Origin of the sequence: Lysinibacillus sp. NPDC086135, assembly GCF_044746345.1 — a bacterium.
GTDB lineage: Bacteria > Bacillota > Bacilli > Bacillales_A > Planococcaceae > Lysinibacillus.
In genome coordinates this window covers 243799-257450 of record NZ_JBIVCA010000004.1, presented here as the reverse complement: position 1 = coordinate 257450, position 13652 = coordinate 243799, and the positions used below count along the sequence as shown (strand labels likewise).

Sequence of the window (13652 nt, the reverse complement as noted above, 5' to 3'; positions counted from 1 at the left end):
ATGATACTGGTAAAATTAACATCGTCATGCCCTCCTTTACTTAAGATTGTTATAGTGTTATTGAAGATTATCATACTTTAGAAATATTTGTCAACTAACTCACTGTTATTTTTTCTGTTTTTTAGGAAAAAATTAACGCTTTAAAGCGATGAATTGCTAAAATCCTAAAATTTAAAATAAAAAATCTATAACTTTTTGTATTGACTTTAACGCTGCGTAAACCTTTATGGTTAGTTTGTATTAACCTAAAGGAGGAAATAGACATGAATGAATTTTATCAAATGCCCTTATTTGTAAAGCTAAAAGTAAGAGATATTGAAAAGTCAAAAGAATGGTATGGGAATGTACTAAATTTCAATTCAGTATTTGATTTTTCAGATGCTAACGGAACAACTTCAATGATACATTTAAGAGGCGCAAAGTACCAAGATTTGATGTTATTACAGGATGAAGAAGTCAACACTTGTGACTCAGTCATTATTAATTTATTTTCTAGTGATATTCATAGTATTTATCAAGCTGCACTGGAAAATGAAACAAATATCATTCAAAAACCGACAGTTCAACCATGGAATGCAAAAGAATTAACTTTAGAAGATCCAGATGGATATGTTTTTACAATAACGGAAAGTGTCGATTCCAATAAAGACTTTGATACTGTCATTGACAATGTTAAAGGTCAATTATAGTAATAATAAATTATGACATGTTTGCAACAGCAAAAACACGTTGTACTTGTGTTAAGTAGCTGGCAGAATGGTAAAAAAGAATCAAGTTCAAAAAAACTGTAAGTAGTATCCTTGTTTTCCTACAATTTGACAATACGATTACTGTGTTAAATACAAATTTTTCAATTCTAGAAGACCCTAAACGAACAAATCTAGTTCGAAAGGGGCTTCCAGCAATTGATCGGAACAATTTTTAGATTTATCACCCTAATTTTTAAATTTATCACCCAACATTTTTAACTTATCGCCTAACTTTTTAAATTTATCACCTAACGTTAATTTATCGCCCATCCTCCCAATAAATTAAAGAATAGTAAACACGGAGACTGTCCCCTGCTTTCCATTAAGGGTGTAAAAATGCCATCCATCTTTGCTACGCCAACATCCATCGGTGCAAGTTGAATAGAAGAGACACGAACGTCAAACTGAAGCATCGTTTATTGTTTTGAACTTTACTGTGCGCTTTTCAAGGCATCAGCTCTATTGTTATTATTATTTTTGTATTATTGTTTTTTCCGTTAGCGGGTTTTCTGTCAACGGATTAACCGTTGTCGGATTTCAATTGAACGATGTAATAGTGTTTGAAATACTAAAGAGTTTCTTATTTAGAACTAAAATTTTGTTATGATATATGGACATTAACTACGAAGTATTTTGGAAGGAAATATAAAAATCGTAAAACGGTGATATTTTCTATATATCTATAGAAAAATATCTAAAATGTTGTTCACATGATACACTTTTTAATATAGACATTTTAGTAAGGAGTCTTTACTTTGAAATCATTTTTAGCTGTTGGAATTGGCGGATTTTTGGGTGCCATCTGTCGATATAACCTTGGTCTAGCACTTTCAAATAACGGTGGTTTTCCATTTGCGACACTTTGTATGAACTTAATTGGCTGCTTTTGTTTAGCGTGGCTATTTACTACGTTTACAAAGCGAACGCCTGTTATTATAGGAATTGGTACTGGCTTTTTTGGTGCCTTTACAACCTTTTCGACATTTTCTTTAGAAACACTATTACTTTTGCAGGATAGTAAATGGCTCCAAGCCGTTCTTTATATTTTAGCAAGTGTTTTTGGCGGTTTAGCTTGTGCATGGCTAGGATTTAAACTAGCAAAGGGGCGCATCGTATGATAATTATTGGCATCGGTGGATTTTTGGGTGCACTAACACGATTTTATCTAGGAAAATTGATTGTCCATACATACCCATGGGCAACATTTTTTATTAATATAACTGGGTCTTTTGCGCTTGGCTTTTTATTTGCGCTACATCCAAGTGATTGGATTTGGCATTTTATAGGGATTGGTTTTTTAGGAGCCTATACGACTTTTTCGACATTCGGTTTTGAATGTTTGACGCTCTTAGAGCAGCAAAAATGGAGACAAGCGATTGTTTATATAGGCATTACCGTTTTATTCGGTTTACTTTTCGCTGCTCTTGGCTTTTACCTTGTGTAGCCGCATTTTTAAAAAACTAGAGGTGATTTTTTGACACAGCCATCCATTAAACAATTACAAGCACTCGAAGCTGACATTGAACAAACACTATATAGTTTAATCGACCTAGAACTAGAAGAAAACTTTCCAGAAATGAATACACGCTTTGCACAATTACTTGCAAAGGTACAGGCGGTACAATTAATTGATTATAAGCTTGACGTCCTAGTTGACCCTCAAGCATTTGCAACAGAAACATGTACTCTACTACAAAGTTTAATAGAGGCAAAGGCTAGACCACAAAAAAGACAACGCCTCCTAACACATCGTATGATTTTAAAAATATGGCTACGTAAAAATCAACGCTTTATGACGGAATTTTTACCACAAATGTTTTAGGCGCCCCTACTTCTAAGGGCGCCTTCTTTTTCCCTTTTTAGTTGTTAAATCAAATTGTGCTGCGTTAGACTATTAAAGCCTTCAATAGCGGCACCAAAAATTCACACTTTCCTATCCTCTTACTTGTTCAATCTCCTTAATTAATATAGCTTTTAATCAAGCTTGATTAAAAATATGTTGCAAATATCGACTTTTTATTATAATATTTATTATTGTGAAAAAAAATAATATATTTGCTTCTTATCAAGAGAGATGGAGGGACTGGCCCGATGAAATCTCGGCAGCGGAACTTATGATTTAAGTTACTGTGCCAAATCCAGCAGGCAAAGGCTTGATAGATAAGAGGAGTGTTTTATAGATATAAGGCCTCTTCTTGTTGATACAAGAAGAGGCCTTTTTTCGTAAAAAGAATGGACAAAAGACGTGTCCAATTTTATTTTTGGAGGTAGACATGAAGAAAGAGAATCCATGGGCGCTGATCCCATTTGTTGTTTTTTTGATTTTATTTATTGGTTCAGGGGTTATTACAGGTGATTTTTACGCCTTTCCTGTTATTGTAGCCATTTCCATTTCAGGCGCTGTCGCTTTAGCGATGAATCGAAAAGAATCGTTTGCGCAAAAGGTTGATATTTTTTGCAAAGGCGCAGGAAATTTAAATGTCATGCTGATGGTTGTTATTTTTCTTTTGGCTGGGGCCTTTTCAGCGGTAGCAAAAGGCATGGGGGCAGTGGATTCCACTGTAAACTTTGCTTTATCGGTCGTTCCGCCAAATCTGCTTGTCGTAGGCTTATTCATCATTGCCTGCTTTATTTCCCTATCAATGGGTACATCGGTGGGGACGATTGTTGCGCTAGCGCCAATTGGAGTTGGCATAAGCGAGCATATCGAGCTTTCCATGGCTTTAGTAATGGCAGCAATTGTTGGCGGTTCAATGTTTGGCGATAATTTATCTTTTATTTCAGATACAACCATTACTGCCGTTCGTTCACAAGGTGCACAAATGAAGGATAAATTTAAGGTGAATTTTTGGATTGTGTTGCCGGCAGCTATTGTAACGAGCCTTATTTTAGGGTTCATTACAATGGGTGAAACTGCACAAGTGGAGCATTTAAGCTATAGTTGGGTAAAAATTGTTCCCTATGTTTTGGTCATTATTTTAGCGTTAGCTGGAATGAATGTTTTCCTTGTTCTGGCATCTGGGATTGTTCTCGCCGGGGCTGTTGGCTTAGCGGATGGCAGCTATCATTTAATGAGCCTTTTTCAAAAGATCGGCGAAGGAATGTCAGGCATGTATGAAATGGCATTCCTTGCGATATTAATAGCTGGAATGGTGGAGGTTATAAAGTTTAACGGAGGGATTGATTTTCTACTTCACCTTGCAACAAAAAGAATTAAATCGAAAAAAGGTGCTGAATTTGGTATTGCCGGTCTTGTAGGCCTAACTAATTTATCGACGGCCAATAACACGATTGCTATTTTAATTGCTGGTCCGCTTGCAAAAAATATTGCTGAACAGTATGAGATTGAGCCAAGAAAGTCCGCAAGTATATTAGATATTTTCTCCTGTACGATTCAAGGCCTTCTACCATACGGAGCCCAATTCCTGGCAGCCGCAAGTGTAGCCGGAATTTCACCAGTGAGCATGTTACAATACTCTTTCTATCCAGTTCTTATAGGAATTTGCGGAACCATCGCTATCCTCATCGGATACCCGAAAGGAAAGAAAGCCTAAGCTTCATACTTAAAAAACATTGATTTACCACTAAATTATTCCAATTGTTTTGAAATAATCAAAACAATTGGATTTTTTTGAGGCTATTCATTTTTTTGTGATAGAGATAATACCTAAAAGTTACAAATATAGACGTTTCTCATTAGTACTTCGTAACGTCTATATTTGACCATAAATCCAATTCCAAGAATAGGTCCAATCGCTAATATTGTAAAGACCCACTCCCAACCTATGATCCTCTGTATAATCGGGATTAGGTTTATTGAAAATATAGTAAGTAAGAAACCAATACACATTTGAAAAGTAAGGGCTGTACCTACATAATCAACATCGGCTATTTCTGAAACTGCAGCAGAAAATTGGGCGGAATCAGATATGATAGACATCCCCCAAATCATGGAGATTATTAACGTTAAGCAAATATACTGCCCAAATGTAAAACCTATTACTAGCGAACAGATAGCACTAATAAACATAGAAATAATCGTTAAATTGGCTCTTCCGATTTTATCCGAGATTAGTCCTCCTATCACACAACCAATCCCTCCAGCAATTCCTATTGAAATAAAGGAGGATAATGCAATAAACCAATGAGGAATTTCTGGTGAATAAGTTAAAAAACTAGCTGTCAAAAAAGCTGGAAGCCATGTCCACATCGCATACAATTCCCACATATGCCCGAAATAACCGTAGTTCGCAAGCATTACCGGTTTATTCAAAACAACTTTTTTTATTAATTTTAAAGAGAAAGGCGATTTATTGGGTACAATCGGTGCATCTTCTAAAATATAAGTAACTATTATAGCCGATAATAAAGCCAATCCTGAAGTACTAATTATCACGAGTTTCCAATTTAACGAAGAGAAAAACATAACTACAAAATGTGGTAATGATGATCCTAATGTTAATGCAGCTATTAAGACTCCGATTGCAAACCCACGTTTTTGTGGAAACCATTGTGATAAAATTTTCACTGCTATTGGATAGACACCGGCAAGAGTTATTCCAGTTAAAATTCTAAGTAGAATACCTGGACTAGAATTAGTAAGACATTTAATATTGCGCCTAGAAAAACTGAAATCGCAAAAATCTTTCGGGAATTAAAGCGGTCCGCTACCCCAAAATAGGAACTAAACAATGATCCTATTACAAAGCCAATAGGAATAGCAGCTGAAAGCCAAGCTTCTGAATTGGAGCTAAGGTTCCAAATTTCAATTAATTCGGGTGCAATCACAGATGCACTAAACCACAAGCTTAATGCAAATAATTCTGATAATCCAATCCATACCAATGCTCTCCAAGAACCTTGAATCATAATATCCCCCAAAATAAATCCGAATAGTATGCTTTTACAAATTATTTAGAATAATAATCTTCTGCGAGTTCATATAAAGTAACTGTTTCAATCAGTCACGAGCGAAGTTAAGTTACGCAAAGCGAAAATGGAAGAGTTAACCTTCCCAAAACAAAATCATTCTTTGATCTATAAAAAAAGGGTAGATTGTCATTTACACAAAATTATTGACTATCCCTTGAATAAATAATACCAAATACAGGATAAAATTCCTTCATAAATCTTATTATCGATAAAAGAAAAATAATCTACTATTATCTCATATTGAAATAATAGTAGATTCTCATATTTTATACTATTAGTTATATGAAGCCTGCACCCCTACTGTTTGATGTTTGTAACCACCACTCACTTAATTGTCATGTTTACTTCCACCATCCATGGCATTATCAAATGGTGTATACGCCATAGTAGGTACTTTCTTTTTCACAAAAACGCGATATATTGCCCGAACCAAAATGCTTGAAAAAATCAGACTTACAATAAGCGCTATGCTATTCCCAATATTCATTCCATCATCCTATCCTTTCTCAACGAGTAGTAAGTTATGGTTTTTCTACTTTGCAAGTGTATTACCAATTAATGTAGGCAACTGTACTATTATATTGTCATCAAATATTGGACATGCCTAGTTTGTAAATATAAAAGCAATTAGCTATCTATATTCTAATGTTCTACATATATTACTTCGACATTAAGTAAATTTTACCTGTGATTTAGTGTTCGTAGCACTACGATCTCGCACATAAAACATCATGTTGGACCAAGCGGCTCATCGAACACCCTAGTTGCAACGGAAATCACCCCCCATTTTGTATTTCATTGACATACTAATTTTCAACAACATGAAAAAACAGCTGATAAGCTTCAGCTGTTCGTTCTTTATATATGCTTGGATTTTAATCGTAGGTTTTTCCACATATGATAGTAAACTCCACCAGAAGTCATTACTGCAGGAACAGTAAAAACAAAGGAATATATAAATCCTTGGTCCGCAATGTGTTGAATTGTTCCAGTGGCAAATGTCATAATTACCCACAAAACCATCGTTATAGCAAGAGCAATAGATGCTGCTAGGTTTACAGGCTTTGCAAGACGTGCTAATTTATCAATAGAAGACTCAGCGTCACTATAAATGGGTGTAGTTTCTGGTGCTGCCTTAAAAATATGCATATCAGTACTAGAACAAACATGTGTCCAGCCACCGTAAGCAAATAGCTCAAAATACTCCTCTTCTTCACTCTTCGGTAATTTACGATAATCAATACTAAAAATGACGTCTTGTGGTTCACCCTTCTCTAGACCATAGCCAGCACATCGAAATCTTTTTAAATGCCAACCTTTTGCCGCTTCTTCGCTTAATTTTTTCATATCGCGCTCCTCAGAAAAAGCTAACCCATATGATGCCATATATCTCTTATTTCGCATTATTTTTGCCCCCTTTGTAGTCCCTGCTCTGCCAACTGAATCATGACCTTTCTTCTTTCAATATCTTCAAGCAATATATCTCGACCTTTATCCGTTAAGACATAGACTTTTCTCCGAGAATCCGAATCATCATGTAGCTGAATAAGTTGTTCAGCTAATAGTTTTTTAATAATTGTATAAAGGGATGCAGGACCAACTACGAAAGTACCCTTTGTTGTCTCCTCTATTAAACTCATGACCGCATAGCCATGTCGAGGCTCCGTTAAGGCAGCCATAATATAAAAAACAGAATCAGTTAACTGCTCTAATGATTTCATTGTCTACACCTCCAATATATCATAAAACGATATATCACTAAATAATATATCATTTTATGATATATTGAGCAACTCTATAAAAAATCCCCTCACAAGTCGTTACTTGGAGGGGATAAATAATTCTTCGCTCTTTAATTATCACTGAATTGGGCGATTCCAACGTAGCTGATATCTGAACATTTCTTTTTTCGTGTCCTTATTTAACAACAAAAACTCATCTCCTGCTTGAATCGCATAGTAGTTCTCTAATGTACGAACACCCGGATTTTTTTGCTCAGCGTTAACAACACCTATATTTTCTTTCCAAATAATGCGATGGTTTTTCATATCATATGATAATACGATACTATCTGCACTTTCTCGCTTCGTTTGTCGATAAGATACAATGGCTGTTTGTTGTTGCAGATCAACATCTAATACTGCTGGATCTAAATTCTTGTATACTTGTATGGCAGGTTCAGCTAATACATTGCTACTAACGCGCAAAAAACAATATAGCTGTCGCCTTTCTTTCGCTACGGTTAAATTGCCATAGGACATGGCGTTCGATTTAATTACATTATGTAAGAATAATCTTTTATGACTGTACAAATTTCCACATTGTACTGCATGTACCATTTCTCTTTCCCGAATTGCTGTGCTATTAAATGTTTTGAATTGTCTTTCCATGCCTGAATTGCCTCTAGTGATTCCCAATAGGATACAGTAATGCCTTTCCCTTCTGCATTTCTGGCACTTTCTACACGGAGAAAACCGGGCTGTTTTTGTGCTAGTTTATCCATCATTTCTGCCATCTTGGCATAGCCTTCTCCATCCTCGTCTGTTCTTTGTGATGTGAAAATTACGGCATAATATGTTTTCATAGCTATTTACTACCACCTTTTTATGTATTATTGTAAACGATAAATACTTATACGAAAATCGAAATATGGAGTACAGAAAGGACTGTGACAAATGGGTATTAATCCAAACATGGCTGAAATCGCTTCGCTTCTTGGGGAAACTTCAAGAGCTACGATGCTTGCTAGTATGATGGATGGTCGTTTTCACACTGCCAGTGAATTAGCTTATATGGCAGCTATTAAGCCCCAGACTGCTAGCTTTCATCTTGCAAAGTTAGTAGATGGTAAACTTGTGAAAGTAGAGAAACAAGGTCGTCATCGATATTTTCAATTAGCAGACGAAGAAATTGCTCATTTACTCGAATCTTTCTTAGCGATTTCTCCTCCACCTGAAGTACGCTCCCTAAAACAATCTAGCCAAATGAAACTATTACAGGGTGCTAGAACTTGCTATGACCATTTAGCTGGTAAACTAGGTGTTCAATTAACAGACTCTTTGCTTAACGCTGGCTATCTAAAGCTAGAAGAAAAGCAGTTTCTCATATCATCTGAAGGTGCACAATTTTTTACCGATTTCGGTCTTGATTTAGATGATTTAAAAAGAAAGCGTAGATCATTTTCCCCTGCATGTTTGGATTGGAGTGAACGCCGTTATCATCTAGCTGGTGCTCTTGGTCAAGGGATCCTTGCCCATTTATTAAATTTGGGATGGGTGACTCGTGTCCCGTCTATTCGTGCCATTAAAGTGACTGAAAAAGGACGGGCTGGCTTTAAAGAAGTTTTTCAGTTAGATGTTTAAACTAGCACAGTGCTCTGCCTTCTTTCCGCGGACAGACTATACTTGACGCTCCGCGGATACTTTTCTTGGGTAAGCCGTAAAGTTCCGATTCACTAAATAAATACCAGCAATAATAAACAGCCCTCCTACGATTAACGATGGTTTTAATGGTTCATGTAATAGTAGCCAGCCTGTTATCACACCGAAAAAAGGAGCTAAAAACAAAAAGGCACTCGTTTTTCCAGGATCACTATTTTGTAAAAGATAATACCAGCCTGCAAATTGAACAATTGACGAGAAAATGCTAAGCCATAATAAAATGAATACTGAATGAACATTCACAGTAAAAAATGGTTGTTCTAACACGAAACTTGCCATTAAAAGTAGTAAACCACCAAAAAGCATTTGATAGGCTGATAGCACCCATGTATCAAATAAAACACCCCATTTTTTAGCCAGTAATGTTGCAATTGCCCAAAAAACAGCTGAAAGAATACCAAAAAGAATGCCGATTTTCCCTTCAATCTGCATACCCATTGTAATCGTAACACCCATTAACCCTAAGAAAACACCACACCATTGATACAATCGGTAACGAGCTTTCGTAAATATTGTAGCAAATATGACGACAAGTAACGGATTCGTAAATGTTAGAATAGAAGATTCACTTGCCGTAATTGTCCGTAAGCTTAAAAAAATACAGCCCATTACACCCGCAGTTTGACATGCTCCAATCGTTAAAATTTTCATCCAGCCTTCTTTTGAAGTGGGATGAGGTCTTTTTATCGCTAATACGACGACAGCCATCAAAATCCCTGCCAGTATAAAGCGAAGTGCAGCCAATAACAGTGGAGATGCATAAGGCAATCCCAATTTAACAATGGCAAACGAAGATCCCATTAAAAATGTCGTTAAAACTAACAATACTGTAAATTTATAAATATTCATTATTTGTCCCCCTATTTCTATATTTAAGGACATTATAGATAGTAAAAGCTACAACTCTTATCGAAGTATGAAATACATATAGTGGAGGAAGTAACTTTTTCAGTTTCATGTCATTTTTAATGCGTATACTTAGTTGAATATAGGTACTAGGAGGAAGCTGCCTTGAAAATATTACTAGCAGAAGATGATGCACGATTAAGAAGGAATATCGTTCATATTCTAAAGAAAGAATTTCACAATGTGACAGAAGCGGAGAACGGTCAGGAAGCGCTAGACCATACGCTTACAGAGCAATACGATCTTGTTATTTTAGATTGGATGATGCCGAACCTTAGTGGAATTCAAGTGTGCCAGCAGCTACGAAATGCTGGATTCAATGGTAGTATTTTAATGCTAACAGCGAAGGACGACACAGAGGACATCATTAAAGGACTTGATAGTGGCGCAGATGATTACATAGTAAAGCCATTTAAAATAGAGGAATTGTTAGCAAGAATTCGTGCATTATTACGAAGAAAAGATAAAGTGATAGAACAGGTCATCCAAATAGATCAATTACAGCTGAATGTAGATTCCCGTGTGTTTTTGTACAATAATGAAAGTATAGATCTAACAAAAAACGAGTTTTTACTGTTAGAATATTTATTTATCAATAAAGGTCGTGTACTAACGAGAGAACAAATTTGTATTTATATTTGGGGCTACGATTACGATGTTTCGAATAATTCCTTAGATGCTTTAGTCAAACTTGTACGAAAAAAAATTGATGATGGCCAATCCAAATCACGGATTCAAAATGTTAGAGGAATTGGCTATAAACTGAGGGAAGACTAATGTTTCATAAAACGAAAAAAAAATTATCCTTTTTGTATGCAACGCTTTATTTTTTGCTATTTTCACTATTCGTTATTGTTCTTTACTTTTCCCTCGTAAAATTAATGGAAAATCAACAAATAAACGAATTAGAAGATTTTTATGTTCGGCAAGAGCACGATTTCTTTGAACATGTTCATGCCAATACTAAAACTTTAAGTTATGATCCAAATCGCAGTTTTTTTTACTATATTTACACAAAGGATCACAAGTTTGTCCATGGTGACGAATCTTACAAGGGTCTGAAAAATCAGGTTGAAAAAGCGTTTGGCGATAGAAATCCAGATGAGGACCTCGTACAGCATTATGAATGGCAAGAAGAGCATTTTCTACTTCTAAAAAAGCCAATTTTTAACGATGATATGGTAGCTGGTTATATAATCGTTGGTAAATCTGTGACGTCACAGCATCATTTTTTCCAAATGACAAAGTATTTACTAATCTTATTAACTTGTATTTCAACGGTCTTAATCGGTCTGCTGTCCTATTATATGGCTGGGAAAGCGATGGTACCTATTCAATGGTCGTTCGATAAACAAAAAAAATTCGTATCCGATGCATCCCATGAATTACGAACACCATTGAGTATTTTTTATAGTTCACTTGAAATTTTAGAAGTAGAGGAAGCAAAGCAATTAAGCCCTTTTGGAAAAGAATTAATTACGGATTTAAAAGATGAATCTGAAATAATGAAAGAGCTCATAGATAAACTGCTGTTCTTAGCAAGACATGATCAGCAACAGGTTGCCATTCAAAAAGAAACCATACTATTATCAACTTTACTCAAAAAAGTGGGCACGAAATTCCAAAGGATTATGCCTCCTGACATCCAGCTTTCTACTGAAATCCAAGAAAACATCGAGCTACTTGGTGATGCTTCAAAAATACAAGAGCTACTCTATATTCTTTTAGACAATGCGATAAGATATACAAATAGTGGAGCAATAACACTGACGCTTTTAAAAAATAGAGATTCTGTAAAAATTACTGTTGCTGATAGCGGCGTTGGTATGACTGAACAGGAATTACCTTTAGTGTTTGAGCGATTCTACCGAAGTGATGCTGCTCGTCAACGAAATGGCACTGGTTTGGGTCTTGCCATAGCAAAAGCAATAGTGGAGCAACATGATGGGAAAATTTACGCGACAAGTAAAGTAGGTAAAGGCACTACATTTCATATTGAATTCCCTATATAAATATTGTTCAACATAAAGGAAGCGGGGCTTTTTAAAATGGCACCGCTTCCTGTTAACTTCTTTCAGCAATCATTTTCTGCGCGAAAGCGAAGCGTCAGCGGCAATCATTTTCTGTAGCGAAAGCAAAGCGACAACTACAAATATGCCGAGGCATAATTGATTTATTGTTGTGACGTTGAAATCTTTTCTCTTTTCATGAGCTGGCTTATTGTTCTCGCAACCAGCACTAACATCGTGATCCCCCCAGAAACTACATAAAACATAATAATCAATGTATTTTCTGTATCCGTTCCAATTAGCACTCCATGAACGAGCGATAATACCCATGCTGGTAACACAAGAAAGTGAAGTTTTTTCCATAAGGAGCGATTCATTGTATGAATCCATAAATCCGATGTCATTATCACCATTAAAAACAAATAAAATGCTATTGTTCCAAGTGCCGATGGTAAAGACTGATATTTAGCTGAGAATGGAATTAAAATTGCTATTATACTATACGGCTCATATTGATCGATTAAAAGCACTAACATATGCGCTATTACGGTGATTAATCCTAGCCATCCCGCATTTTGATGTATATGATAAATTAAATTTTTATAGGATTTGACAAATGATGATTTTCTCAACAACCCAAATATAATGGAAATTGTAAAGTAAAAATACGCTAAAAACCCTAATAATCGAATCCATTCCCACGTACTGATGGTCATCTATTTCACCCCCGTCATTCTCCAAGTTGCTACTTGCCCTTCTTTAACAATGAAACGGGCACTATGTTGACAATTATTTTCGAACCATTGCTGCAATTCCCTTTCATCCATAAGAAAGCACAGTTTGGCACCAACCTCTGCATCACATAAAGAGGATGTTACGACTGAAGCTTGTAATACTTCAGTATTTGCAATTTCACCTGTTTGTCCGTTTAATAAATGATGCTTCTTCCATGTTCCTTGTATCCAGCTTCGATAAACACGATTAGATGTAGCAATGGCACCTGTTTTCATCTTAATCGAGCTAATTTCCTTGTCGATATCCCAGGCATCTGCAACGCCGATTGTCCATGTCTTGTCCCCAGAAGACCACATTTTCATATCCCCTCCCCCGTCTATTAGTCCGTAATCAGGAGATACCTCTTCTTCAAGCCAATTCGCCAATTTTTCAATGGCATATCCTTTAGCAAATCCACCTAAATCAATTTCCTGCTGCGCTACCTTCATTACTTGCTCATCGCCTAGAAATTGAAATGGTTGATCTGCAATCAGAGGTTTGTTTTGAAATGCCTTGCTGTTAGCTGCATTAAATGGAAAAGATTGGTTGTAGCCATGCTGTTCTAATTGGCGTTTAAGATACGGTGAAAATAAACTATTAGAAAGTTGATAATATTGATCCGCTTGCATTAAACAATCATATAGTAACGAACTAATGCGTAACGTTTCGCCAATTGCCAAATTATTTAGTTGTGATAATTCATTATTCGATTGAAATCTTGACCATTCTTTTGCTACGTATTGAAGCCATTTCTCAGCTTTTTCTTTCCATACGAAATGAACACCTTTTGGCATAGCTATATAAAATTCAGTATTCATTATTTGCAAAGTTAGTGTATCCAC

General features: G+C 35.9%; 18 protein-coding genes and 1 riboswitch. Of the genes, 8 read left to right on the top strand and 10 right to left on the bottom strand.

Translation table 11 applies throughout. The features are described from left to right. The first annotated feature begins 263 nt into the window (after window positions 1-263). From ACIPKN_RS08120 to ACIPKN_RS08100, 5 genes are all read left to right on the top strand, one after another. A complete protein-coding gene (locus ACIPKN_RS08120) occupies window positions 264-689 on the top strand; it encodes a VOC family protein (protein WP_142506904.1) in 426 nt (141 codons plus the stop codon). A gap of 815 nt (window positions 690-1504) precedes the next feature. Continuing rightward, window positions 1505-1867, top strand: a complete 363-nt coding sequence (gene crcB, locus ACIPKN_RS08115) for a fluoride efflux transporter CrcB (RefSeq protein WP_400934866.1) — start codon at window positions 1505-1507, stop codon at window positions 1865-1867. Beyond that, entirely contained in the window at window positions 1864-2193 is a 330-nt protein-coding gene (gene crcB, locus ACIPKN_RS08110) for a fluoride efflux transporter CrcB (RefSeq protein ID WP_400934864.1), read from the top strand. The genes crcB (ACIPKN_RS08115) and crcB (ACIPKN_RS08110) overlap by 4 nt, the downstream gene beginning before the upstream one ends. 30 nt (window positions 2194-2223) lie before the next feature. Beyond that, window positions 2224-2571: a hypothetical protein gene (locus ACIPKN_RS08105; protein ID WP_400934862.1), complete on the top strand. Its 348-nt coding sequence runs from the start codon at window positions 2224-2226 to the stop codon at window positions 2569-2571. Window positions 2572-2808: 237 nt separating this feature from the next. Beyond that, a riboswitch (SAM riboswitch) is annotated at window positions 2809-2916 on the top strand. Between the two features lie 106 nt (window positions 2917-3022). Beyond that, window positions 3023-4303 carry a Na+/H+ antiporter NhaC family protein gene (locus ACIPKN_RS08100; protein ID WP_400934860.1) on the top strand — a complete coding sequence of 427 codons (1281 nt, stop codon included), beginning with the start codon at window positions 3023-3025 and terminating at the stop codon, window positions 4301-4303. Window positions 4304-4416: 113 nt separating this feature from the next. On the opposite strand, the gene ACIPKN_RS08095 is transcribed toward ACIPKN_RS08100, so the two are convergent. The 7 genes from ACIPKN_RS08095 to ACIPKN_RS08065 form a co-directional block, all read right to left on the bottom strand. Then, entirely contained in the window at window positions 4417-5277 is an 861-nt protein-coding gene (locus ACIPKN_RS08095; protein ID WP_400934858.1) for an MFS transporter, read from the bottom strand. Window positions 5278-5312: 35 nt separating this feature from the next. Beyond that, complete coding sequence (locus ACIPKN_RS08090; protein WP_400934856.1) at window positions 5313-5618, bottom strand: hypothetical protein; 306 nt, start codon at window positions 5616-5618, stop codon at window positions 5313-5315. Between the two features lie 391 nt (window positions 5619-6009). After that, entirely contained in the window at window positions 6010-6168 is a 159-nt protein-coding gene (locus ACIPKN_RS08085; RefSeq protein ID WP_400934854.1) for a DUF3951 domain-containing protein, read from the bottom strand. 371 nt (window positions 6169-6539) lie between these two features. Next, on the bottom strand, window positions 6540-7085 hold the full coding sequence (locus tag ACIPKN_RS08080; RefSeq protein ID WP_400934852.1) for a DUF2812 domain-containing protein: 546 nt from the start codon (window positions 7083-7085) through the stop codon (window positions 6540-6542). After that, window positions 7085-7402 carry a PadR family transcriptional regulator gene (locus ACIPKN_RS08075; protein WP_400934850.1) on the bottom strand — a complete coding sequence of 106 codons (318 nt, stop codon included), beginning with the start codon at window positions 7400-7402 and terminating at the stop codon, window positions 7085-7087. The genes ACIPKN_RS08080 and ACIPKN_RS08075 overlap by 1 nt, the downstream gene beginning before the upstream one ends. A 138-nt stretch (window positions 7403-7540) precedes the next feature. Continuing rightward, window positions 7541-8020 carry a hypothetical protein gene (locus ACIPKN_RS08070; protein ID WP_400934849.1) on the bottom strand — a complete coding sequence of 160 codons (480 nt, stop codon included), beginning with the start codon at window positions 8018-8020 and terminating at the stop codon, window positions 7541-7543. After that, window positions 7957-8265: an antibiotic biosynthesis monooxygenase family protein gene (locus ACIPKN_RS08065; RefSeq protein WP_400934847.1), complete on the bottom strand. Its 309-nt coding sequence runs from the start codon at window positions 8263-8265 to the stop codon at window positions 7957-7959. The genes ACIPKN_RS08070 and ACIPKN_RS08065 overlap by 64 nt, the downstream gene beginning before the upstream one ends. Before the next feature lie 91 nt (window positions 8266-8356). Here ACIPKN_RS08065 and ACIPKN_RS08060 point away from each other — a divergent pair, with 91 nt between their 5' ends. After that, complete coding sequence (locus ACIPKN_RS08060) at window positions 8357-9043, top strand: ArsR/SmtB family transcription factor (RefSeq protein ID WP_400934846.1); 687 nt, start codon at window positions 8357-8359, stop codon at window positions 9041-9043. A gap of 36 nt (window positions 9044-9079) precedes the next feature. Here the strand turns inward: ACIPKN_RS08060 and ACIPKN_RS08055 are convergent, their stop codons facing one another. Continuing rightward, window positions 9080-9970 carry a DMT family transporter gene (locus ACIPKN_RS08055; protein ID WP_400934844.1) on the bottom strand — a complete coding sequence of 297 codons (891 nt, stop codon included), beginning with the start codon at window positions 9968-9970 and terminating at the stop codon, window positions 9080-9082. A 162-nt stretch (window positions 9971-10132) separates the two neighbouring features. Between ACIPKN_RS08055 and ACIPKN_RS08050 the strand changes: the two genes are divergently transcribed. After that, window positions 10133-10804 carry a response regulator transcription factor gene (locus ACIPKN_RS08050; RefSeq protein ID WP_400934842.1) on the top strand — a complete coding sequence of 224 codons (672 nt, stop codon included), beginning with the start codon at window positions 10133-10135 and terminating at the stop codon, window positions 10802-10804. Continuing rightward, entirely contained in the window at window positions 10804-12039 is a 1236-nt protein-coding gene (locus ACIPKN_RS08045) for a sensor histidine kinase (RefSeq protein ID WP_400934841.1), read from the top strand. The genes ACIPKN_RS08050 and ACIPKN_RS08045 overlap by 1 nt, the downstream gene beginning before the upstream one ends. A gap of 161 nt (window positions 12040-12200) precedes the next feature. On the opposite strand, the gene ACIPKN_RS08040 is transcribed toward ACIPKN_RS08045, so the two are convergent. Then, window positions 12201-12752, bottom strand: a complete 552-nt coding sequence (locus tag ACIPKN_RS08040) for a ferric reductase-like transmembrane domain-containing protein (RefSeq protein WP_400934840.1) — start codon at window positions 12750-12752, stop codon at window positions 12201-12203. Further along, window positions 12753-13652, bottom strand: coding sequence for an FAD:protein FMN transferase (locus tag ACIPKN_RS08035; protein ID WP_400934838.1), 900 nt, complete (start codon window positions 13650-13652; stop codon window positions 12753-12755).